The organism is Aneurinibacillus sp. UBA3580 (assembly GCF_002375825.1).
Classification (GTDB): Bacteria; Bacillota; Bacilli; order Aneurinibacillales; family Aneurinibacillaceae; genus Aneurinibacillus; species Aneurinibacillus danicus.
Genome location: NZ_DFMZ01000126.1, coordinates 1 through 24,054 on the forward strand (window position 1 = coordinate 1; position 24,054 = coordinate 24,054).

Consider the following 24,054-nt stretch of genomic DNA (forward strand, 5'->3'; position numbering starts at 1 on the left):
ATTGAAACGAAATTGTTTCGGGCCCCATAAAAGCATTCATCACACTTTTATGGGTTTGTTTTACTCGCACACATCGAGTGGTACTGTTCAGTTTTCAAGGAACTTCTTTTTTTTATGTATCGTTGCGTTTCAACGAATACCTTATTATTTTATTACATTTCAAATCTAATTACAAGCGTTTTTTAAAAAATATTTCAACGTTCTTCTAGTTCCTTTTGTGACGACAAGAATTAATTTATCATATAACAAATAATATGGTCAACTGTTTTTTCAATAAAAAACACAGAAGATATTTCTCTGCGCTTTTGTTTTCTCACGATGGAGTCACGGACCGGCCAAAAGCCCCGCATTCATTCGCTTCCTCCATTTCCCCAATATATTTGTTGTTTTTCTTGATTAACGACGTTTTATGATAACGGTCAAGTACAGCACTCATCACTACAATGGCTACAATACGAAAATATTTTTCTTTTTCTTCTTTTATTCGTAAAAACCTTAAAGTGATGAAGTGTATTCCAACCTTACATGCCGAATCATTTTCTATATAATTAAAGAGGGAAATCGTAAAAACAGGAGGGATTAATATGGCAATTATTGTGTATTCCGCTCCCGGATGCAGCACCTGCGAACTTGTCAAAAACTATCTGAGAGATAAAGGCTATACATTTGAAGTCCGCGATCTGCTGTCTAATCCGGTATATCAGAAGGAAGTTGAAGCGCTCGGCATTATGGGCATTCCGGTTACCGTAGTCAACGGCAAGGCTGTAAAAGGATTCGAGCCTGCTGAATTGGATAACCTTTTGCAAGAAGCATAACCTTCTTCTTTATTCAAGTGGAAGAACAACGGGGTCATCCGCAAGACGTATACAGCTATATTTTGCTTTATTCCTGTAAAGCGAAATATACTTTTCTATACCGCAAGAAAAAGGCGACTGCATCGATGCAACCGCCTTTCCTCTTTATATATCTACGTATTCAAATCAGCAATACTTCCCGTAGATATATATAATGCCCATTCCCCGATATTGGTTGCATGGTCCCCGATTCGTTCCAGCGACTGCAGCACTTTAATCAACTGCACGCCTTCTTTTATTAGTTCCGGTTGTCTTTCCATGCTCCATTCCACATAATCAAAACACTTACTGTAGTATGCGTCAATAATATCATCCATTTCATCGAGAAGACGCAATCGACGTGCATCCCCACTCTTGATCGCCTGCACGCACACATCCAGCATCTCTTTCACTTTTTCACCCATCGTCGGCATTTCAAATAAAGCGAGTTGATACGCTTTTCCATCGAGGCGGACGACCACTTTAGCGATCGAAACCGACAAATCCCCAATGCGCTCTAAATCGGTTACAATCTTCAAATAAGAGCCAATCGCCCGCAAGTCAGCCGCTACAGGTGCTTGCAATGCGATAAGACGGAGACTCATTTTAAAAATTTTTTCGGCCAGCACATTTAACTTTTCGTCACGCACGATAACTTCTTTGGCCAGCGTTAAGTCCGCTTCCAGAAACGCCCGCCATGCCTGCAGAAACCCTGCTTGAGCAATGGCCGCCATCTCCGCCACTTCATTCGTCAATTGATTTAACTGACGTTCTTGCATTCAGGCTTTCTCCTCCTTCCCATTTCAATAATTGCTACTTTCTATATAATTTCGCCCTCCATGTTTCCGATAAGAACAACGCTACATGCAATATCTTTTCATCATAAAATAGAAGTATTAATTGAAAGTTAAGCCATTGTTAATATGCAATGAAATTCTATGACTACTTTTCTCCGTGCAAAGAAAGTAAAAAATACCCCTGATTCCCTTAACAGAGTGTAGTAAACTACTAATATGCATTTCTATGTTTATGCAATTTAAGCAAATTATATATCCGGAGGAAAATATGAAAACAAGAGGAAGACCTGACTTTCCCATTCTTCTCCTTACCCTTTTTCTTGTAGGATTTGGGATTGTGATTGTTTACAGCGCCAGTTCAGTTCTCTCCCTGGATAAATTCGGTACTGACACATACTTTATGAAGAAACAGGTGATGTGGGCCATTATCGGCATAGTATTCATGCTGTTTACCATGAATATTCCATATACATTCTACAAGAAACACTTTTTTGGGATTGCTGCGATTGCCTTTCTGCTGTTGATTGCTGTACTGATTCCGGGCATCGGCGTCATACGAAACGGAGCACGCAGTTGGATTAATCTTGGTATCGGTTCACTGCAGCCGGCCGAATTCGCCAAGCTGGCGGTGATTATTTATCTATCCGCATTAATCTCAAAAAAAGGCAAGAAAATTCGTGACGTTAAGAAAGGGCTTGTCCCTGTTTTCGTTATCGTCGGTTTGTTCTGTACCATTATTGGGATACAGCCTGACTTCGGATCAGCCGTTATTCTGCTAATGACATCCCTTGCGGTTATTGTTGCAGGCGGAGTGAATTTAAAGCATCTCTTTTTTGCGGGCATTCCTTTCGCCATTGGCGGCTTTCTATTTGTATTTCTTTCACCATACCGCTGGAACCGTCTGCAAAACGTAGGCGATCCCTGGGCGGACGGGTTGGAAGGACTTGGATCCGGTTATCAGCTTGCTCACTCTTATTTCGCGCTTGCACATGGTGGTATCACCGGGGCGGGCTTCGGTCAAAGCATAGAGAAATATCTTTATCTTCCCGAGGTACAGACCGACTTTATTTTTTCCATTTTGGCGGAAGAGCTCGGATTTATCGGATCTACCATCTTTTTGGTGATATATCTGCTCTTCCTATGGCGCATTCTGCTTATTACGCTGCGAATTAAAGATACGTTTGCCACATTGGTTGGTGTTGGCGTAGTTAGTATGATATTTATCCAGGCTTTTATCAATATCGGTGGAGTTACGGGCCTGATTCCGATTACCGGCGTTCCGCTTCCGTTCATCAGCTATGGAGGTTCATCCTTGTTGCTTAATATGATCAGTATCGGTATCATATTAAGTATTTCCCGTGAAAACTATAAACAAACCATCCGGAAGCTAGATAATCAGGAACAACGGCCTGTACGCAGTACAACAAAAGTGAATACACAGCGGCAGAAGGCATAGGGCAAACCCGGGAGCAAACAAACATAGTGATTAACATGCCAAAAAGCCCCCCTCACTCGTAGTGAGAGGGGCTTTTGAATACCTGAATACAGATTATGATTCCAAATAAAAAACCCGGTCCGAAGACCGAGTTTTTTCTTATGCACAGTGTGCAGAAATTACTTAAGGATAGTAGCAACCGCACCGGCGCCAACAGTACGTCCACCTTCGCGGATAGCGAAGCGAGTACCTTCTTCCATAGCGATCGGGCTGATGAGTTCAACAGTGATCTCAACGTTATCGCCAGGCATAACCATCTCAGTACCTTCCGGCAGCTTGATGATGCCAGTTACGTCTGTTGTACGGAAGTAGAATTGCGGACGATAGTTCGCGAAGAACGGAGTGTGACGTCCACCTTCTTCTTTAGACAGAACGTAGATTTGAGCAGTGAATTGAGTATGCGGTTTTACAGAACCCGGCTTAGCCAGAACCTGTCCACGCTCAACTTCATTACGGTCAATACCGCGAAGCAGCGCACCGATGTTGTCACCAGCTTCTGCTTGATCCAGAAGCTTACGGAACATTTCTACACCTGTTACAGTTGTAGTTTTCGGCTCTTCAGTCAGACCAAGGATTTCAACTTGGTCACCAACTTTAACGATACCGCGCTCTACACGACCAGTAGCAACTGTACCACGGCCAGTGATGGAGAATACATCCTCAATCGGCATCAAGAACGGCTGATCAACAGCACGCTCCGGAGTCGGGATGTAGCTGTCAACAGCATCCATCAGTTCAAGGATTTTTTGAGCCCATTCGCCAGTCGGGTTGTCCAGAGCTTCTTTAGCAGAACCTTTAATTACCGGAATGTCATCTCCCGGGAACTCATATTCGGACAGAAGGTCACGAATTTCCATTTCAACCAGTTCAAGCAGCTCTTCATCGTCAACCATGTCACATTTGTTCATGAATACAACGATGTAAGGAACGCCTACTTGACGAGACAGAAGGATGTGCTCGCGAGTTTGCGGCATCGGACCGTCAGCAGCGGATACTACCAGGATAGCACCGTCCATTTGAGCAGCACCAGTAATCATGTTTTTAACATAGTCAGCATGACCCGGGCAGTCAACGTGTGCATAGTGACGGTTGTCAGTCTCATACTCAACGTGTGCAGTGGAGATTGTGATACCGCGCTCACGCTCTTCCGGAGCAGCATCGATGCTGCCGTAATCCATAGCTTGCGCTTTACCAGTCTGAGACAGAACGGTTGTAATAGCAGCAGTCAGGGTAGTTTTACCATGGTCAACGTGACCAATAGTACCAATGTTTACGTGCGGTTTAGTCCGCTCAAATTTTGCTTTAGCCATTTGGGAAAAAGCCTCCTTAATCAAAGGTTTTAAGAAGTTAAGTATTTATAAAGAAAGATCCAAACGTGCGAAGGCCATATACCTTCTACACATTTTAACCCTTTCTTTAATTATAATAAAGGGTTTTTGCTGAAAAATTACAGACCTTTAGCTTTCTTAACGATCTCTTCAGCAATGCTCTTCGGCACTTCTTCATAATGATCGAAGTGCATAGAGTAAGTACCGCGACCTTGCGTACGAGAACGCAGGTTTGTTGCGTAACCGAACATTTCAGACAGCGGAACAAAACCGCGAACCACTTGTGCGTTACCACGAGCTTCCATACCTTCGATACGTCCGCGACGGGAGTTGATGTCACCCATGATATCGCCCATGTATTCTTCCGGTACGGTAACTTCTACTTTCATCATCGGCTCAAGAATAGCAGGGTTAGCTTTCTTACCTGCTTCTTTCAGAGCCATAGAAGCGGCGATTTTGAACGCCATCTCGGAGGAGTCAACCTCGTGGTAGCTTCCATGAACAAGCGTTGCTTTCAAATCGAGAATCGGGTAACCGGCAAGAACGCCGTTTGCCATCGCTTCTTCAATACCTGCTTGAACTGCCGGAATGTATTCACGCGGAATCGCACCACCGACGATTTTGTTTTCAAATACAAAACCTGTTCCCGGTTCGCCTGGTTCGAATTCAACCACAACGTGGCCGTATTGACCTTTACCACCAGATTGTTTTGCATACTTGGTTTCAACTTTCGCACCTTGGCGGAAGGCTTCTTTGTATGCAACCTGTGGAGCACCGACATTAGCTTCTACTTTGAATTCACGACGCATACGATCAACGATGATATCAAGGTGAAGCTCACCCATACCTGCAATAATCGTTTGGCCTGTTTCTTCATCAGTATACGTTTTAAATGTCGGATCCTCATCAGCCAATTTCGCAAGCGCCATCCCCATTTTATCCTGGTCGGCTTTTGTTTTCGGCTCAATAGCAATACGGATAACCGGTTCAGGGAATTCCATAGATTCCAGGATTACTGGATTTTTCTCATCGCACAAAGTATCCCCTGTAGTTGTATCTTTCAAACCTACGCCCGCAGCAATATCGCCGGAATAAACCTGTTTGATTTCTTCACGGTGATTTGCGTGCATTTGCAGGATACGACCAATACGTTCGCGCTTACCTTTGGTAGAGTTCAGCACGTACGAACCAGACTCGAGTGTACCGGAGTACACACGGAAGAACGTTAGCTTACCCACATAAGGGTCAGTCATAATTTTGAATGCAAGTGCTGCGAACGGACCTTCGTCGCTTGATTCTCGCGTTACTTGCTCATCACTATTCGGAAGCACACCTTTAATCGCCGGAACGTCAGTCGGTGCCGGGAGATAATCGATAACAGCATCAAGCATCGGCTGAACGCCTTTGTTCTTGAATGCAGAACCACAAGTAACAGGATAGAACTTAACGCTAATCGTCGCTTTGCGGATCGCCGCTTTCAACTCTTCAACTGTTACTTCTTCACCTTCGAGATATTTCATCATGAGTTCTTCGTCAAAGTCAGCAACTGCTTCGATCAGCTGACTGCGCAGTTCTTCTGCCTGCTCAGCGTACTCAGCAGGGAAGCCTTCAGTGATTTCAATATCTGTTCCAAGGTCGTTTGTATAGATATATGTTTTCTTCTCGACAAGGTCGATGATACCACGGAAGTTCTCCTCTGCACCGATCGGCAATTGGATCGGATGCGCGTTCGCCTGCAGACGTTCGTGCAGCGTACGAACGGAAAAGAGGAAGTCCGCACCGAGTTTATCCATCTTGTTGACGAACACGATACGCGGCACGCCGTATGTCGTCGCTTGACGCCATACTGTCTCCGTTTGCGGCTCTACACCGGATTGGGCATCGAGAACGGCAACCGCACCATCGAGGACGCGGAGAGAACGCTCTACTTCAACTGTGAAGTCTACGTGACCCGGAGTATCGATGATGTTAACGCGGTAACCTTTCCATTGAGCAGTTGTTGCAGCGGATGTAATTGTAATACCGCGCTCCTGCTCTTGTTCCATCCAGTCCATTTGCGACGCACCCTCGTGAGTTTCACCGATTTTATGCACGCGGCCTGTATAGAACAGGATACGTTCCGTCGTCGTCGTTTTACCGGCATCGATGTGAGCCATGATACCAATATTACGAGTCTTGGCTAAGGGGAATTCGCGTCCCATGTAAGTACTAGCCCCTTTCTCAATTTAGAGATTTGGCAAGGTCAAAGCGGACTCCATGTCCGCTTTGTATTCTACCAGCGGTAGTGAGCAAATGCTTTGTTTGCTTCCGCCATTTTGTGCGTGTCTTCACGCTTTTTCACAGCTGCGCCTGTATTGTTGGCAGCATCCAGAATTTCGCCTGCGAGGCGTTCTTCCATCGTTTTCTCACCGCGTTTACGGGAGTATTCTACCAACCAGCGAAGTCCAAGAGTAGTGCGGCGCTCCGGACGAACTTCAACCGGAACTTGATAGTTCGCACCACCTACACGGCGTGCGCGCACTTCGAGAACCGGCATGATGTTTTTCATTGCTTCTTCAAACACTTCCATGGCATCACGGCCAGAGCGTTGTTGAACAAGATTGAAAGCATCATACAGAATGCGCTGAGAAACTCCGCGCTTACCATCAATCATCATACGATTGATTAGGCGAGTTACTAATTTGCTATTGTAAATCGGGTCAGGTAACACATCACGACGAGGTACTGGGCCTTTACGTGGCATTCGTTTCCCCTCCTTTGCCTTTAAGTTTTTTCGTATGTCTTATCTCGCTTTAAGCAGATTAAGCTTTCGGCGCTTTTGGACGTTTTGTGCCGTATTTGGAACGGGATTGCAGGCGGTTTTGTACACCCGCTGTATCCAGCGCACCACGTACGATTTTGTAGCGTACACCTGGCAGGTCTTTTACACGGCCGCCACGGATAAGAACAACGCTGTGTTCTTGCAGGTTGTGGCCGATTCCAGGGATGTATGCAGTAACCTCGATTCCGTTTGTTAAACGTACACGAGCATATTTACGAAGCGCTGAGTTCGGTTTTTTCGGAGTCATTGTACCTACACGAGTACATACACCACGTTTTTGTGGAGAATTCGTGTTAGTCAACTCTTTCTTCATGCTGTTGTAGCCTTTTCCAAGAGCCGGAGACTTAGATTTGTAAACCTTCTTTTCGCGACCTTTGCGTACGAGTTGGTTAATTGTTGGCATGTGTCGCACCTCCTTCCAATGTTCACGAGTGAATTTAAGACCACAGGTCCTGGTGGTTCATCGATAGGCAAACGAAAAGTTTTTGCTTCCGAGAGCACACCGTAAAGATGAGCTCCCGGAATAAACAAAAACGTAATTTGAGTTGCATATTATAATTTCAAACCAACCATCGCGGCTCCTACATCAATCCCGCATGCCTTGCCTAAGCGGCGCATTGAATCGACATAATGAACCGGCAGACCTTTATCTTGGCATAGTGAGATAACCTTTCCGGTTAATCGGGTATCTGCGTCCCGCGCCACGATGACTTCGGCTATCTGGCCATTCTCAATCGCTCGTGCGGTCTGCTTCACACCAATCACAGTCGCTTTAGCCTGTTCTACTTTTTCATAAGACATTTACATATCCTCCAAAGCAGTATTAGGCACACTCAGACATCATATCATTTACGGCGCTGTGTGTCAACAAATTTAATTTAGATTATTTTTCAAGCATAACGTCTTCGAACCGTTCTTCTTGCAAAGCGGAATCCGCCGCTTTCTCTGCCGGCATGAGTTCATGCTGCAAAGAAATATTGCGGTAACGGTTCATGCCTGTACCGGCAGGAACCAGCTTACCAATGATAACATTCTCTTTTAGACCTAACAAACGATCCACTTTTCCTTTAATCGCAGCATCTGTCAGGACACGTGTAGTCTCCTGGAACGAAGCTGCGGATAAGAAGGAATCTGTTTCAAGCGATGCTTTGGTAATACCGAGAAGCACCGGACGTGCAACAGCGGGCTGTTTGCCATCCCACAGTACTTTCTTGTTTGCCTCTTCGAACTCGTGGATTTCCACATAAGAACCCGGCAGAAGATCCGTATCTCCGCTATCAATGACGCGCACTTTGCGCAGCATCTGACGGATCATAACTTCTATGTGCTTGTCGTTAATTTCTACCCCCTGCATACGGTATACTTTCTGTACTTCCTGCAGGATGTAGTATTGAACACCGCGCATACCGCGGATTTTAAGCATCTCTTTCGGATCGATAGAGCCTTCCGTCAGCTCTTCACCGATATCGACTTTACTTCCGACAGAAACCTTCAGACGGGAACCGTAAGGAATTTGATATACCTTGTTCTCCGTCTCACCGCGGATTTCCACTTCACGACGATCTTTGCCTTCGCGGATATCAATAACTTCCCCTTCGATTTCCGTGATAATCGCCTGGCCTTTCGGATTCCGGGCTTCGAAAAGCTCCTGGATACGCGGAAGACCCTGCGTGATATCGTCTCCGGCAACACCACCGGTATGGAACGTACGCATCGTCAGCTGTGTACCCGGTTCACCGATGGATTGCGCAGCGATAATACCCACTGCTTCACCGATGTCGACCTGCTTGCCTGTCGCCAGATTGCGGCCATAGCATTTCTTGCATACCCCGTGCTGCGTGCGGCAGCCGATAACAGAGCGAATGTTCACTTCAGTAATACCTGCGGCCATAATTTCGTCCGCGATGTTCTCGTCGATAAGCTCATTGCGGCCGACAATGACTTCACCCGTCTCCGGATGACGCACTGTTTGGAACGAATAGCGCCCAACGATACGGTCATACAGTTCTTCGATCACTTCTTTGCCGTCACGGAGCGCGCTTGCCATAACGCCTTTATCCGTACCGCAATCCTCTTCCCGTACAATAACATCCTGCGCCACGTCGACGAGACGGCGTGTCAGGTAACCGGAGTCCGCCGTACGAAGCGCGGTATCGGCCAGACCTTTCCGGGCACCGTGCGTGGAAATAAAGTATTCCAATACGGTAAGGCCTTCACGGAAGTTCGATTTAATCGGAAGCTCGATAATACGTCCGGACGGGTTCGCCATCAGACCACGCATACCCGCAAGCTGAGTAATCTGCGAGACGTTACCACGAGCACCGGATGTAGCCATCATGTTAATCGCATTGAACTTATCAAGCGATGCCATGAGCACCTTGGTTACGTCGTCCTTCGCTTTGCTCCAGATGCTGATAACCCGGTCATAGCGCTCGTTTTCCGTAATCAAACCGCGACGGTACTGCTGCATAACTTTTTGTACCTGTTCTTCGGCCTTTGCAAGAATTTCTTGCTTTTCGGCCGGAGTTTGAATATCGGCAACGGCAACTGTGATACCTGCCTGGGTGGAATATTTAAAGCCGTTCGCTTTGATTCTGTCAAGAATAACGGATGTTTGCGTCGTTCCGAAGCGACGGAAACACTCGGAAATAATCGTACCCAGATATCCTTTTTTTACCGCGTCCTGCTCAGGAAGCTGCTTCAGGAATTCTTTCACGTTTGTCCCTTTTTCGAAGATGAAGAATTTGTCCGGAACTTTCTTCTGCAAATTTTCTTTCGTCGGCTCATTGATAAACGGCAGTTCCGGCGGGAAGATTTCATTAAAGATGATCTTTCCGACCGTCGTTACTATCAATGGAGCTTTCGCTTGCTCCGGCGTAAAGGATGTCTTATTTAGACTCTCCGGCGGCAGGGCAATACGGGCATGCAGCGAAATATGTCCGTTCGAGTATGCGGCAATCGCCTGGTTTGCATTGGAGAAGATATGGCCCTCCCCTTTAGCTTCTTTGTTTTCCATGGTCAGGTAGTACGTACCGAGTACCATGTCCTGAGACGGCGTAACAACCGGTTTTCCGTCTTTTGGATTCAAAATATTTTGCGCCGCTAACATCAGAATACGAGCTTCTGCCTGTGCTTCGGCAGACAGCGGAACGTGCACGGCCATCTGGTCACCGTCGAAGTCGGCGTTATATGCCGTACATACAAGCGGATGCAGACGAATGGCACGACCTTCTACCAGCGTAGGTTCGAACGCCTGAATACCCAGTCTGTGCAGCGTAGGAGCACGGTTTAAGAGAACCGGGTGTTCTTTGATTACATCTTCAAGAACGTCCCATACTTCTGGATGAATGCGCTCCACTTTACGCTTCGCTGATTTGATATTGTGCGCAAGCCCCTTGCTAACGAGCTCTTTCATAACGAAAGGCTTAAACAGTTCAAGCGCCATTTCCTTTGGCAGACCGCACTGATACATCTTCAAATGCGGACCTACAACGATAACCGAACGTCCGGAGTAGTCAACACGCTTACCAAGCAGGTTCTGACGGAAACGTCCCTGCTTACCTTTCAACATATGACTGAGAGATTTGAGAGGACGGTTACCCGGGCCTGTTACCGGACGGCCACGGCGTCCGTTATCGATCAACGCATCCACCGCTTCCTGCAGCATGCGCTTCTCATTCTGTACGATAATATCCGGTGCGCCCAAGTCCAGAAGGCGCTTCAGACGGTTGTTCCGGTTAATTACGCGGCGATACAGATCGTTCAAATCAGACGTTGCAAAACGTCCGCCGTCCAGCTGTACCATCGGGCGAAGTTCCGGCGGAATGACCGGCAGTACATCAAGCACCATCCAATCCGGACGGTTGCCGGAGTTACGGAATGCTTCCAGCACTTCCAGACGCTTAATCACGCGGTTGCGTCGTTGTCCTTGCGCTGATTTCAATTCTTCTTTCAGGTAATCTACCTCTTTGTCGAGATCGATTTCCGCGAGCAGCCGCTTAATCGCTTCCGCACCCATGGAGGCCGTGAATGAGTTACCATACTTCTCACGATAGTTACGGTACTCTTTCTCGGACAGCAGCTGTTTTTTCTCCAGGGGCGTCTCGCCCGGATCAACAACGACATAAGATGCGAAGTAGATAACTTCTTCTAAAGAGCGCGGGGACATGTCAAGCACAAGCCCCATGCGGCTCGGAATCCCTTTGAAATACCAGATGTGGGAAACAGGGGCAGCCAGTTCAATGTGCCCCATGCGCTCCCGGCGCACTTTCGCGCGGGTTACTTCAACGCCGCAACGATCGCAGACTACACCTTTGTAGCGAACACGCTTATACTTTCCACAGTGACATTCCCAGTCCTTTGTCGGCCCGAAAATTTTCTCGCAGAACAAGCCTTCTTTTTCCGGCTTTAAGGTCCGGTAGTTAATGGTTTCCGGCTTCTTGACCTCCCCGTAAGACCAGGAACGAATCTTATCCGGCGATGCGAGGCCAATCTTCATATACTCAAAATTATTCACATCTAACAAGGCGCATACCTCCCATTACTTCCCGGTTTCATCCTTTATTCTTCGGTACCGCTGATATTCAGGTGCAGCTTCTCTCCGGATGTATCGTCATCTTCATCCGTATCGCGCATCTCGATTTCCTGTTCGTCTTCGGAGAGAATTTTTACGTCCATACCTAAACTTTGCAGCTCTTTAATCAATACTTTAAAGGACTCCGGTACACCAGGTTCCGGTACATTTTCTCCTTTAACAATGGATTCGTATGTCTTCACACGACCCACAACGTCATCCGATTTGACAGTGAGGATTTCTTGGAGCGTATAAGCGGCACCGTATGCTTCGAGCGCCCATACTTCCATCTCCCCGAAACGCTGACCGCCGAACTGCGCTTTACCGCCGAGCGGTTGCTGGGTAACGAGAGAATACGGTCCTGTAGAGCGAGCATGGATTTTATCGTCAACCATGTGAGCCAGTTTAATCATATACATGACCCCGACAGTTACCGTGCGGTCAAATGGCTCTCCTGTACGTCCGTCATACAGAAGCGTCTTACCTGTGCGGCTTAATCCAGCCTCTTCCAAGGTATCAAATACATCTTCTTCGGTCGCACCGTCAAATACCGGCGTAGCAATATGAATACCAAGCGTCTTAGCGGCCATGCCAAGATGAACTTCGAGCGCCTGCCCAATGTTCATCCGAGACGGTACCCCCAGCGGATTCAGTACAACCTCTACCGGTGTGCCATCCGGTAGGAACGGCATATCCTCTTCCGGAAGGATACGGGCAATAACCCCCTTGTTACCATGTCGTCCGGCCATCTTATCTCCAACGGAGATTTTCCGTTTCTGTGCGATATATACGCGCACAAGCTGATTTACTCCCGGCGGAAGTTCATCGCCATTCTCACGGGTAAAGACTTTTACATCGACGACAATACCGGAGCCGCCGTGAGGCACGCGCAGGGATGTATCGCGCACTTCGCGCGCTTTCTCACCGAAGATGGCATGCAGCAGGCGCTCTTCCGCCGTCAGCTCTGTTACGCCCTTCGGTGTAACCTTACCTACCAGAATATCGCCGTCTTTAATTTCGGCACCGATGCGAATAATTCCGCGTTCGTCAAGATTACGCAGTGCGTCTTCCCCGACGTTCGGAATATCGCGTGTAATCTCTTCCGGTCCAAGCTTCGTATCGCGTGCTTCCGATTCATACTCTTCAATATGAATCGAAGTATAGACGTCTTCTTTTACGAGTTTCTCACTTAACAAAATGGCGTCCTCATAGTTGTAACCTTCCCAGGTCATGAACGCAACTACGACGTTGCGGCCAAGAGCCAACTCGCCCTTCTCCGTGGAAGGGCCATCTGCGATAATGTCCCCGGCTTTTACCACTTCGCCTTTTTTGATAATCGGACGCTGGTTAATGCATGTTCCCTGGTTAGAACGCTCAAACTTATGCAGTTTATATTTATCAATGTCACCCATAACCAGGCGGCCATCTACTTCTTCTTGACGTCGCACCCAAATTTCACGAGCAGTTACGCGTTCAACAACACCCGAATGGCGAACAACAGTGGCTACACCGGAGTCCTTGGCAGCTTTATGCTCCATACCTGTACCGATAAACGGAGCTTCCGGCACGAGCAGCGGTACAGCTTGACGCTGCATGTTCGCCCCCATTAGCGCGCGGTTGGCGTCGTCATTTTCCAGGAACGGAATCATTGCAGTCGCAACAGATACAACCTGCTTCGGCGATACGTCCATGTAATCGACCTTATCTCGCGGTACGGTAACGATTTCGCCTTTCCGGCGACAAATGACCATCTCATTGGCGAAACGTCCATCTTCCGTCAGCGGTGCATTGGCCTGCGCCACATTGAATACATCCTCTTCATCCGCGGTCAAATATTCAATCTCCATCGTTACACGGTTCGTTTCCGGGTCCACTTTGCGGCGCGGCGTCTCAATGAAGCCGTATTCGTTAATGCGCGCATACGAGGACAGCGAGTTAATCAGACCAATGTTTGGACCCTCTGGAGTCTCAATCGGACACATGCGCCCGTAGTGAGAATGGTGAACGTCACGTACTTCGAAGCCTGCGCGCTCACGCGTCAAACCGCCAGGTCCAAGTGCAGACAGACGGCGCTTGTGTGTAAGCTCAGCCAGCGGATTGGTCTGGTCCATAAATTGCGAGAGCTGAGAGCTTCCGAAGAACTCTTTGATCGCCGCAATAACCGGACGAATGTTAATCAATGCCTGCGGTGTAATCGCGTTCGCATCCTGGATGGACATACGCTCACGCACTACACGCTCCATCCGGGACAGACCGATACGGAACTGATTCTGCAGAAGTTCCCCTACAGAACGCAGACGACGGTTACCCAGATGGTCGATATCATCCGTTGTGCCAATACCATGCAGCAGATTAATGAAATAGTTGATAGACGCGATGATATCAGCCGGCGTAATATGCTTAACTTTTTTATCAATCATGCCGTTCGACGTAACTTTGATAACTTTTCCGTCTTCGGTCGGGGAGAAGATATTAATAGACTGCAGACGAATCTCTTCTTCCAACACGCCACCGCGAGGTCTTACGTTTACAAATCCAACGTTATCTTCAAGAAACGGCAGAATACGATCGAGCAGACGGCGGTCAATCACTTGGCCTGCTTCTGCGATAATTTCGCCCGTGTTTGTATCAATTAATGTTTCAGCTAAACGCTGATTGTATAATCTATTCTTAATATGGAGTTTCTTATTAATTTTATAGCGACCTACGTTCGCGAGGTCATATCGCTTCGGATCGAAGAAGCGAGAAATCAGCAGGCTCTTCGCATTCTCGACAGTCGGCGGCTCACCCGGACGCAGTCTTTCATAGATTTCGATAAGTGCTTTTTCAGTTGAATCCGTGTTGTCTTTCTCAAGCGTATTCTTGATATACTCGTCTTCGCCGAGCAGGTTCAAGATTTCTACATCCGTACCGAACCCTAATGCACGCAAAAGAACCGTAACCGGGATCTTCCTCGTACGGTCGATACGAACATAAATAATGTCCTTCGCGTCGGTTTCGAGTTCAAGCCATGCGCCTCGGTTTGGAATAACGGTTGCAGCATAAGCTTGCTTACCATTCTTATCTACTTTTGTGCTGAAATAAACGCTAGGAGAACGAACAAGCTGACTAACAATAACCCTCTCAGCTCCATTGATTATGAAAGTACCCGTCTCTGTCATAAGCGGGAAATCACCCATGAATACTTCCTGTTCTTTGACTTCTCCCGTTTCTTTGTTAATGAGACGAACTTTCACACGCAGCGGAGCAGCATACGTTACATCTCGTTCTTTTGATTCATCGACAGAATATTTCGGTTCACCTAAACTGTAATCAATAAATTCAAGAACAAGATTGCCTGTGAAATCTTGAATCGGCGAGATATCATGAAACATCTCGCGAAGCCCTTCTTCTAAGAACCATTCATATGACTTCTGTTGGATTTCAATCAGGTTCGGTAATTCCATTACCTCTTTGATTCTCGCGTAGCTGCGACGCTGGCGATGACGTCCACACTGAATTAGATGACCTGCCAACTTATTCACCTCTCAAACCGAGTTTTTGCACAAAAAAGAACAAAGCCTTCCTATTAGTATGTAGAGAAGACTTTATTATTAATTTGAAGAACCGGATGCTAATATTATTCCAGTATTTCCCGGATATAATATTCTCATACTTACTTCATAACCTTCCTTTCATTTCACAAAAAAAAGGTTGACATTTTATGCAGTTTCCATCCACTCGTTCGCATATACAGTGGCATTAAATAACGATATCACATGCGAAAAACAATGTCAACTCAAGATTTTATTGCCTGAAAAACGGAATATCCTTTCTTTTTTGCGACTTCCCGTACTTCAGAATACAATCCTTGCAGTTTTGCAAGCGCAGAGGGGGCTCCCTGCTTTTTTTGAATAACGATCCAAAGGCTTCCTCCCGGCACCAGATAGTGAACCGCATCTTCGAAAATGCCGTGTACCACTTGCTTCCCGGCGCGAATCGGCGGATTGGTTAGAATCACATCAAACTTCCGGTCGGAAGGTACAGCGGTAAGGCGGTCGCTTACTATCGCCTGCGCATTCTGAATTGCATTCAAGCTTATATTCCGGTTCGCAAGCGACACAGCCCGTTCATTCACATCCACCATAAGAACATTACCTGATGGGGAGAGCGTTGCCGCGGCCATTCCTATCGGACCATACCCGCAGCCCACATCGAGAACGTCCATCCCATCTTTGATTTCCATTGCCTCAATTAAAAGGACACTGCCAAAATCAATGCGATTTTTCGAAAAAACGCCGCGATCGGTAATAAAACGAAACTCTCTGCCTCGCAACTCGAACGTGAAAGTTTGCTCTTTACTGTCGGCTCCAGGTTGATTCGTATAGTAATGTTCCATCCGCGTCTCCTCATATTGGCCATGTTGGAAGTAAGAAAATAGAAGTTAAAATTTATGCAGAAAAAGGAGCATCCTTTTTCTTTCTATTCTTCTATCCTCCTGCCTCTAAAATAAAGCCCGGCGCATCGCACGCCGGGCTTATTATGAGCAGTTAAAAACTACTTAAGTTCAACAGTTGCGCCAGCTTCTTCAAGCTTAGCTTTGATTTGTTCAGCTTCTTCTTTAGCAACGCCTTCTTTAACGTTTGCAGGCGCGCCGTCAACCATAGCTTTCGCTTCTTTCAGGCCAAGACCCGTGATTTCGCGAACAACTTTGATAACGTTGATTTTGGAAGCACCAGCGTTAGCCAGAACAACTGTGAATTCAGTTTGTTCAGCTTCAGCAGCACCGCCAGCAGCGCCACCCACAACTGCTACCGGAGCAGCTGCAGTTACGCCGAATTCTTCTTCGATTGCTTTTACAAGATCGTTCAGTTCAAGAACGGACATTTCTTTGATCGCTTCAATGATTTGTTCTTTACTCATTGTAATTTTCCTCCTAACAAATAAGTAGATTAAGCCTCTTGGCCTTCTTTTTGGTCACCGACAGCTTTAACAGCAAGCGCGAAGTTGCGAATAGGTGCTTGAAGCACGCTAAGCAACATAGAGAGCAGACCTTCGCGATTCGGCAGGCTAGCGATAGCCTTCACTTCGTCAACGGAAAGGACTTTGCCTTCCATTACGCCGCCCTTAATTTCAAGAGCTTCGTTTGCTTTTGCGAAATCAGAGAGAACTTTTGCAGCAGCGATTTCATCTTCCTTACTGAATGCGATGGCTGTAGGGCCAGTCAATACCGCATCCAGATCAGTCAGACCCGCTTCAGCAGTCGCACGGCGAGTCAGTGTGTTTTTGTACACTTTAAACTCTACGCCAGCTTCGCGGCACTTCTTGCGCAGCTCAGTTACTTGTGCTACGTTCAGCCCACGGTAGTCAGTTACGACTGTGCTTTTGCTATTTTGAAGTTTCTCAACGATTTCGTTAACGATTTGAACTTTCTCTTCACGTACGGACATGTTTGCACCTCCTGTAGCATGAGACTTTTATAATGAAAAAAGCCCACGCAGACATGCGAAGGCTTCGGATACATCAATCTATATCTTCATCAGCACCTCGGAAGGAAATTAAGCCTGACCGTGTCAGGCACCTTCTGTCTACGGTAACGGCATATTCATTTATCAACAAATGCTATCTTATCAATCCTAAGAATTTATGTCAAGCCATTATTTTGTAGGAACAGCAACTTTTACGCCGGGACCCATTGTGGAGCTTACAGTGATATTCTTCATGTAAGTACCTTTTGCGGCAGCCGGTTTTGCTTTTTGCAGGGTATCGATCAGCGTGCGCAGGTTTTCTGCAAGCTTCTCGCTTTCGAAAGATACTTTACCGATCGGAGCGTGGACATTACCCGCTTTATCTGTACGGTATTCGATTTTACCTGCTTTAATTTCTTTAACCGCTTTTTCAACTTCAAATGTTACAGTACCAGTTTTCGGGTTCGGCATTAAGCCTTTCGGTCCGAGTACACGACCCAGTTTACCTACAGTACCCATCATGTCCGGCGTTGCAACAACTACGTCGAATTCAAACCAACCTTGTTGAATCTTCGCTACGTAGTCTTCGTCGCCTACATAATCTGCTCCTGCAGCTTCTGCTTCTTTCGCTTTTTCGCCTTTTGCAAATACAAGCACGCGAGAAGTTTTACCAGTACCATGCGGAAGTACAACAGCGCCGCGGATTTGTTGATCGTTCTTACGAGGGTCAACGCCCAGGCGGAATGCTACTTCTACAGTTTCATCAAATTTAGCTTTCGAAGCTTTTTTAACGAGTTCAAGAGCTTCGTCGATTTCATAAGCAACGTTGCGGTCAATCAGTTTTGCAGCTTCTAAGTAATTCTTACCCTTTTTCGCCACTTTAATTTCCTCCTTAATTGTGGTTTTAACGGTTGTGCCTCCCACGAAACAGGGCTGCGCGTCGACGGATACACTCCGTACTTACACAACCCTGCGGCAGAAACATGTTTGGTTAGCCAGCCAATTAATTAGTCAACGATTGTGATGCCCATGCTGCGGGCAGTACCTTCAACCATGCGCATAGCAGCTTCTACATCTGCCGCGTTCAGGTCAGGCATTTTGGTTTCAGCGATTTCACGAACTTTGTCGCGTTTCACAGTCGCAACTTTTGTTTTATTCGGTACAGCGGAACCAGATTCGATTCCTGCAGCTTTTTTCAGCAGAACTGCAGCCGGCGGAGTTTTTGTGATGAATGTGAACGAACGATCTTCGAACACGGTAATCTCAACCGGAATAATCAGACCTGCTTGTTCTTGTGTACGAGCATTGAATTCTTTACAGAATCCCATAATATTCACACCAGCTTGACCGAGAGCCGGACCAACCGGCGGTGCCGGGTTCGCTTTACCTGCGGGGATTTGAAGTTTAACGACTTTCATAACTTTTTTAGCCATGTGGTACACCTCCTAGAAACAATAGCTCTATAACTTAGCCACTTGAGCAAAGTCCAACTCAACCGGCGTTTCGCGTCCAAACATATCAACCAATACTTTGACTTTGCGCTTGTCCAGTTGAATCTCTTCAACCAAACCAACCATGTTGGCGAACGGACCTTCTTTAACCTTCACCATTTCTTTCAGCTCAAAGTCGACACGGTGCACAGATTCTTCCATGCCCATCTGCTTCATAATCGAAGTCACTTCTTCAGGAAGTAAAGGAGTCGGTTTCGAACCCGCACCTGCAGAGCCAACGAACCCGGTCACACCCGGCGTATTACGTACCACATACCAGGAATCGTCGGTCATTACCATCTCGACGAGCACGTACCCCGGAAAAACCTTTTTCGTTACGACTTTTTTCTTACCGTCGCGTTCTTCGGTTTCCTCTTCGGTAGGAATCAGCACGCGGAAGATTTTATCTTCCATTCCCATTGACTCGACGCGCTTTTCCAGATTTGTTTTCACCTTATTCTCGTATCCTGAATAAGTGTGAACTACATACCAGTGTTTTTCCATGATTCGAGGACAAACAGGTGTCCTTACCCCCCCATCATTATTTCCCGGTCTTCAATATAAATTCGAGAAGTTGAGAAATACCTAAGTCGATTACTAAGAAGAAGATTGCGATGAGCGTCACCGTTACCAGCACGACCGTCGTGTAAGAAACCAGTTCTTTACGGGTCGGCCATGTCACTTTCTTCAGTTCGGTCCAGGCTTCCTTCAAAAAGGCCGGTCCGCGTTTGAGTTTATCAACAAAACTCATAACGCACCCCCAATAAAATCGAACTCTTACAATACATTAGCGAGTTTCACGATGAAGAGTATGATCATTGCAGAATTTGCAGTATTTCTTCATCTCGATGCGTTCCGTTTGCTTACGTTTGTTTTTCGTTGTGGTATAGTTGCGTTGTTTGCACTCGGTGCACGCTAACGTTACAGTTACCCGCATGATGTTACACCTCCCACATTATTAGCCGTTATCGGCTTTTCATAGTTAATTTTGCATCAAGTAAAACCGTGTTTGCACACGGCTACCTCAAATACTTTATCACAGTGGAAAATAGGTGTCAAACAAAAATTTTGACATCTACTTCTACATCTTAAATCGCGCCACCAAGCTTTCCATCTGATCAGATAGACGAGCCATATTAGCCGCATCATTTGACAACTGCTGTGCGGCCGCTGCCTGCTGCTCGCTGACCGCCGCCACTTCCTCAGAGCCTGCGGACGCTTCTTCCGTAATCGCTGAGACGCGCTCCATCTGTTCCAACACTTTGCGGGCATTCTCTTCCGCCACTTTAATAGATGAAGTAATATACGCGCTCCTCTCACCCACAAGCTTAATATGCTCATGAATTTTACCAAACGAATCACCGGTGTGGTGCACCATTTCCCGTCCTTCGATAATCACGTCGTGTCCGCGCAGAATCGAATCAATTGCTTCGTGCGTCTCCCGCTTGTTCTCCTGCACAATCCGTGAAATATTGCCTGCCGCTTTATCCGTCGCTTCCGCAAGCTTGCGGACTTCATCCGCCACGATCGCAAAGCCTCGGCCCGCTTCACCGGCACGTGCCGCTTCGATGCTGGCGTTCAGCGCGAGCAGGTTCGTCTGTGAAGCAATCCCGGTTATCAGACTAACAATCTGCCCGATTTCTTCAGAACGTTCACCAAGCTTCTGTACGACTTCGGACGCACTGTCTACCATTCGTTGAATCTCTTCCATTTTATCCATGGCCGCCTGCACTGCCTTCTCGCCTTCTTCCGTCAATTCGTTGGTCGCGATAAACGTTCGGTTCATTTCATCGGCATAAACGGAGATTTGCTGCAGACTTTCATTGACGAGCGCAACCTCCATGTTTGCCGATTGAATAGAGTGGGCAATATCTCCGGCGCCTTCCGCCAGATCGTTAATCGTCACCGCTACCTGCTCCGCAGAGTGTGTTGTCTCCTGGCTGGCCAATGTAAGAACTTCTGAAGATTTTCGCATTTTTTGGGAAGCTTCCTTGATTTCAAGCAATAGCATATGAACACTTTCAACCATCTGGTTAAAGTTACGGCTAAGCACTCCTACTTCATCATTGCTGCGGTTTGGCGTTTTCACCGTTAAGTCGCCCGCTGCAATCATGGCCGTCAACTCGCTCAGATGGCGAATCGGACGCACGAAACGCGAGGAAAATACAATAAGAATAATAACCGCAAACACAAGGACGACGCTGGCGGTCACGAATGATAATTTCGCCAGATAATCTAGTTGACTGGATGCTTCCTTGACCGGAGCCGTAATGGCAACTACCCAGCCTGTGGTCGATACCTGTGAAAAGAACGCATATTTATCCACGCCTTTATAGGTATATCTTTTGTATCCAGTCTTACCAACAAACGCCTGCTCAATACCTTCCTTGAGTGATGGAATGTTCAACTTGAGAACATTAAGTTTTAGAATTTCCTCTTGCTGCGGATAGCTGATAACCAGGCCGTCCCGCTGCACCATATACGCATACCCGGTCTCTCCGATCTTTTGACTGACGACAATCTCGTTCATCGTGGTAAGCGGAACGGTCGCGCCTAACATACCGCTGAGTTGATTTTGTTGATTATAAATCGGACTTGCGATAACCACCACCAATTTACCGGAAGCCCGCGAGATAAGGGGGTCGGAAATGGCATAGAAATCTCCACTGGTCACCCGCTTAAAGTATGGACGGTTACCTACATCCACCTTTTGACCTGCCGTCGTAAATGCCTTCCCCTGTAAATCGGCAATAAAAAACATCTCATATCCCTGATATTCTTTTAGTTTGGATTTTAAATAGGAAAGCTGCATATCTTTATTCATGCTTCGGATATCCATGCTCGAAGCTATATTCGTGACGCGGTCCTTCTGCTGCACCAACCAGTCGGTTACTTTGTTATTTAGCAATTCAAGCTGAATAAACGCCCGTTCCTGAAAGCTGCTTTCCAGAAATTCTTTGGCCTTATTATGATTCAGCCAGGCCACAAAAGAAAGCGCTATCATAATAATCGGAATAATAACTGCTAACAATTTAATTTTAAGACTTCTTGCTCTCATCCTTCTCCCCCTCTCTAAGAAATCAACGAATTCAAACTATTATACCATGATAAATGACTTATATATTATATTTCGTCAAACTTTTTTGATAATTTAAGATCGTTTTTGAAAAAAATAAAAACAGGGCTTTTGCCCTGTCTTCATCTGTCTTCTATTACACTTGAGAAACTTCACGAACTTCCAAATATTTTTCAAGCTTACGTTTTACTCGTTGGAGAGCATTATCAATCGATTTTACATGACGACGCAAGTCAACCGCAATTTCTTGGTACGAACGTCCGTCCAAATACAGAAGCAACACCTGTTGTTCTAAATCACTCAGAATTTCGCTGATTTTGTCTTCAATGTCATCATACTCTTCCTGGTTGATAATCAACTCTTCCGGGTCCGTCACCCGTGTCCCGCAGATAATATCCAGCAAAGTACGATCCGAATCTTCATCATAAATGGGCTTGTCCAATGAGACATAGGAATTAAGAGGAATATGTTTCTGTCGGGTGGCTGTTTTGATCGCAGTAATAATCTGGCGCGTAATACACAATTCAGCAAACGCTTTAAAGGAGGCAAGCTTATCTCCTTTAAAGTCCCGAATCGATTTGTACAGCCCAATCATACCTTCCTGCACAATATCTTCACGATCGGCACCGATTAAAAAATACGAACGGGCTTTCGAGCGCACAAAATTCTTATACTTATTAATTAGGTATTCCAGCGCGTCGCTGTCTCCTAACCGTACAAGATCCACAATGTCCTCATCATATAGAGCTTCATAGCGGGTATGGTCTGCAGCCAAACATCATCCCTCCGACCTGCCGTTATGCATTAGATAAAGCCATTATATATTATGTAACCTTTTACCGTCAATAAAATCACCTGTCCCCACGACGCCACTTTTCGAATTTTTTTTTAATTTCGTCGCTCAGTTCAAGACCTCTTCCTCTGGGCTGCTGCTTCGTCTCCCGTACTTTCTCACTAATGTCACGGTTCACCCGCTTCATCTCCAACCAGAGTTCGCGGGCTGATTTGCGTAAAGCGCCATATCCGAATGTTACCCGCTGCTCTGTATAATCCGAGGTCGCTACATAAATCTGACGATGGCGATTAGATAACTCGAATACGAGCCTTTCGATGCATTCGTCGGCCGTTTCCTTTTCTTTCGTATAGCGAATGTCCAGACGGTGTTCACGCATTTTTTTTCCTTTGCCTTTGACATTATGTGCGTCAAACACAACAATAACACGCGTCCCGGTGAATCCCTGGTAATCCGCAAGCCAACCGAGCAAATCATCCCGCGCTTCTTCCAGGCTGATTTTCTTTTTTTCCTTCAGTCTCTTCCAATCCCCGATGACATTGTAGCCATCCACTATCAGTATCTCTTCCATGCCGCTCCGCCCTTACTTGGCTAACGGATGACGCTGGCGGTAGACTTCATACATCAACAAGGCTCCAGCGACGGATGCATTCAACGATGTCACATGTCCAATCATCGGAAGTTTAACCGTAAAATCACATTTCTTTTCAATCAGGCGGCTCATGCCTTTGCCTTCACTCCCAATGACGAGTGCAATGCCCATATCAAGCCGCGCTTCACGAAATTCTTCTGCTCCGGAAGCGTCCGTTCCTACAACCCAAATATTGCGCTCTTTCAAATCTTCAATGGTACGCGCCAGATTTGCTACACGAGCGACCGGGACATATTCAATGGCCCCGGCCGATGCTTTAGCCACTGTAGATGTTAAGCCGGCCGAGCGACGTTTTGGAATGATAACACCGTGTACACCTGTGGCATCTGCTGTCCGAAGAATAGAGCCAAGATTATGCGGGTCCTCTATTTCATCCAAAATGACAAGAAATGGCGGTTCTCCGGAGGTCTCTGCCCGGGCAAGAATTTCATCTACTTCTACATAGTCGTAAGCAGCAATATAGGCGAGAATACCTTGATGACTCTCTCCTGCGGCAGCCTGATCCAGCTTCTTGCGCGGCACGATTTGAATCGTTACTCCCGCTTCTTTTGCCAGCGCCATAACCTGGCCGGTTACCCCTTTTTGCGAGCCTTCGGCAATCCATATTTTATTGATTGAGCGTCCTGAGCGCAGCGCTTCAAGAACGGGATTCTTCCCAACAATATATTCACTCATGGCAAACTCCTTTTTATTCATTCGTTTTCTCCACCCAGTCGAGCGAATACGATAAAATCTCGTCCAACCGCTCT

Annotated in this window: 22 protein-coding genes and 1 other annotated feature; of the genes, 2 read left to right on the forward strand and 20 right to left on the reverse strand. The window is 46.6% G+C overall.

Going from position 1 to position 24,054, the window contains the following annotated elements; translation table 11 throughout:
* Positions 1-584: 584 nt before the first annotated feature.
* A complete protein-coding gene (locus B2899_RS16995) occupies positions 585-815 on the forward strand; it encodes a glutaredoxin family protein (protein ID WP_146810777.1) in 231 nt (76 codons plus the stop codon).
* Between the two features lie 152 nt (positions 816-967).
* Here B2899_RS16995 and phoU read toward each other — a convergent pair whose 3' ends face one another.
* On the reverse strand, positions 968-1,612 hold the full coding sequence (phoU, locus tag B2899_RS17000; RefSeq protein WP_146810775.1) for a phosphate signaling complex protein PhoU: 645 nt from the start codon (positions 1,610-1,612) through the stop codon (positions 968-970).
* Positions 1,613-1,898: 286 nt separating this feature from the next.
* On the opposite strand from phoU, the gene ftsW reads away from it, so the two are divergent.
* The gene (gene ftsW / locus B2899_RS17005; RefSeq protein ID WP_286887310.1) at positions 1,899-3,086 is read left to right on the forward strand and encodes a putative lipid II flippase FtsW; all 1,188 of its coding nucleotides are present in this window, start codon (positions 1,899-1,901) and stop codon (positions 3,084-3,086) included.
* A 158-nt stretch (positions 3,087-3,244) separates the two neighbouring features.
* Here the strand turns inward: ftsW and tuf are convergent, their stop codons facing one another.
* From tuf to rlmB, 19 genes are all read right to left on the reverse strand, one after another.
* On the reverse strand, positions 3,245-4,435 hold the full coding sequence (gene tuf, locus B2899_RS17010; protein ID WP_146810771.1) for an elongation factor Tu: 1,191 nt from the start codon (positions 4,433-4,435) through the stop codon (positions 3,245-3,247).
* 137 nt (positions 4,436-4,572) lie between these two features.
* Complete coding sequence (gene fusA / locus B2899_RS17015) at positions 4,573-6,654, reverse strand: elongation factor G (RefSeq protein WP_146810769.1); 2,082 nt, start codon at positions 6,652-6,654, stop codon at positions 4,573-4,575.
* Positions 6,655-6,725: 71 nt separating this feature from the next.
* Entirely contained in the window at positions 6,726-7,196 is a 471-nt protein-coding gene (gene rpsG, locus B2899_RS17020) for a 30S ribosomal protein S7 (protein ID WP_146810768.1), read from the reverse strand.
* Positions 7,197-7,254: 58 nt separating this feature from the next.
* A complete protein-coding gene (gene rpsL, locus B2899_RS17025) occupies positions 7,255-7,677 on the reverse strand; it encodes a 30S ribosomal protein S12 (protein ID WP_146810766.1) in 423 nt (140 codons plus the stop codon).
* A 149-nt stretch (positions 7,678-7,826) separates the two neighbouring features.
* Positions 7,827-8,075, reverse strand: coding sequence for a 50S ribosomal protein L7ae-like protein (locus tag B2899_RS17030; RefSeq protein ID WP_146810764.1), 249 nt, complete (start codon positions 8,073-8,075; stop codon positions 7,827-7,829).
* A gap of 82 nt (positions 8,076-8,157) precedes the next feature.
* The gene (gene rpoC, locus B2899_RS17035) at positions 8,158-11,799 is read right to left on the reverse strand and encodes a DNA-directed RNA polymerase subunit beta' (RefSeq protein ID WP_146810762.1); all 3,642 of its coding nucleotides are present in this window, start codon (positions 11,797-11,799) and stop codon (positions 8,158-8,160) included.
* A 35-nt stretch (positions 11,800-11,834) separates the two neighbouring features.
* Positions 11,835-15,362, reverse strand: a complete 3,528-nt coding sequence (rpoB, locus tag B2899_RS17040; protein ID WP_146810760.1) for a DNA-directed RNA polymerase subunit beta — start codon at positions 15,360-15,362, stop codon at positions 11,835-11,837.
* Between the two features lie 263 nt (positions 15,363-15,625).
* Positions 15,626-16,225 carry a class I SAM-dependent methyltransferase gene (locus B2899_RS17045; RefSeq protein WP_286887317.1) on the reverse strand — a complete coding sequence of 200 codons (600 nt, stop codon included), beginning with the start codon at positions 16,223-16,225 and terminating at the stop codon, positions 15,626-15,628.
* Positions 16,226-16,383: 158 nt separating this feature from the next.
* A complete protein-coding gene (rplL, locus tag B2899_RS17050) occupies positions 16,384-16,749 on the reverse strand; it encodes a 50S ribosomal protein L7/L12 (protein WP_146810756.1) in 366 nt (121 codons plus the stop codon).
* A gap of 29 nt (positions 16,750-16,778) precedes the next feature.
* On the reverse strand, positions 16,779-17,276 hold the full coding sequence (rplJ, locus tag B2899_RS17055; RefSeq protein ID WP_146810754.1) for a 50S ribosomal protein L10: 498 nt from the start codon (positions 17,274-17,276) through the stop codon (positions 16,779-16,781).
* A 26-nt stretch (positions 17,277-17,302) separates the two neighbouring features.
* Positions 17,303-17,438, reverse strand: a sequence feature (ribosomal protein L10 leader region).
* Between the two features lie 45 nt (positions 17,439-17,483).
* A complete protein-coding gene (gene rplA / locus B2899_RS17060) occupies positions 17,484-18,173 on the reverse strand; it encodes a 50S ribosomal protein L1 (protein ID WP_146810752.1) in 690 nt (229 codons plus the stop codon).
* A gap of 128 nt (positions 18,174-18,301) precedes the next feature.
* Complete coding sequence (gene rplK, locus B2899_RS17065) at positions 18,302-18,727, reverse strand: 50S ribosomal protein L11 (protein ID WP_146810750.1); 426 nt, start codon at positions 18,725-18,727, stop codon at positions 18,302-18,304.
* Positions 18,728-18,754: 27 nt separating this feature from the next.
* Positions 18,755-19,288: a transcription termination/antitermination protein NusG gene (gene nusG, locus B2899_RS17070; protein WP_146810748.1), complete on the reverse strand. Its 534-nt coding sequence runs from the start codon at positions 19,286-19,288 to the stop codon at positions 18,755-18,757.
* A 37-nt stretch (positions 19,289-19,325) separates the two neighbouring features.
* Positions 19,326-19,535, reverse strand: coding sequence for a preprotein translocase subunit SecE (secE, locus tag B2899_RS17075; protein WP_146810746.1), 210 nt, complete (start codon positions 19,533-19,535; stop codon positions 19,326-19,328).
* 36 nt (positions 19,536-19,571) lie between these two features.
* The gene (gene rpmG / locus B2899_RS17080) at positions 19,572-19,721 is read right to left on the reverse strand and encodes a 50S ribosomal protein L33 (protein ID WP_043063763.1); all 150 of its coding nucleotides are present in this window, start codon (positions 19,719-19,721) and stop codon (positions 19,572-19,574) included.
* 144 nt (positions 19,722-19,865) lie between these two features.
* A complete protein-coding gene (locus tag B2899_RS17085; protein ID WP_286887329.1) occupies positions 19,866-21,842 on the reverse strand; it encodes a methyl-accepting chemotaxis protein in 1,977 nt (658 codons plus the stop codon).
* Between the two features lie 154 nt (positions 21,843-21,996).
* Complete coding sequence (sigH, locus tag B2899_RS17090; RefSeq protein ID WP_146810743.1) at positions 21,997-22,635, reverse strand: RNA polymerase sporulation sigma factor SigH; 639 nt, start codon at positions 22,633-22,635, stop codon at positions 21,997-21,999.
* Between the two features lie 76 nt (positions 22,636-22,711).
* Positions 22,712-23,224: an NYN domain-containing protein gene (locus tag B2899_RS17095; RefSeq protein WP_146810741.1), complete on the reverse strand. Its 513-nt coding sequence runs from the start codon at positions 23,222-23,224 to the stop codon at positions 22,712-22,714.
* Positions 23,225-23,236: 12 nt separating this feature from the next.
* Positions 23,237-24,001 carry a 23S rRNA (guanosine(2251)-2'-O)-methyltransferase RlmB gene (gene rlmB / locus B2899_RS17100; protein ID WP_286887332.1) on the reverse strand — a complete coding sequence of 255 codons (765 nt, stop codon included), beginning with the start codon at positions 23,999-24,001 and terminating at the stop codon, positions 23,237-23,239.
* Positions 24,002-24,054 lie beyond the last annotated feature (53 nt).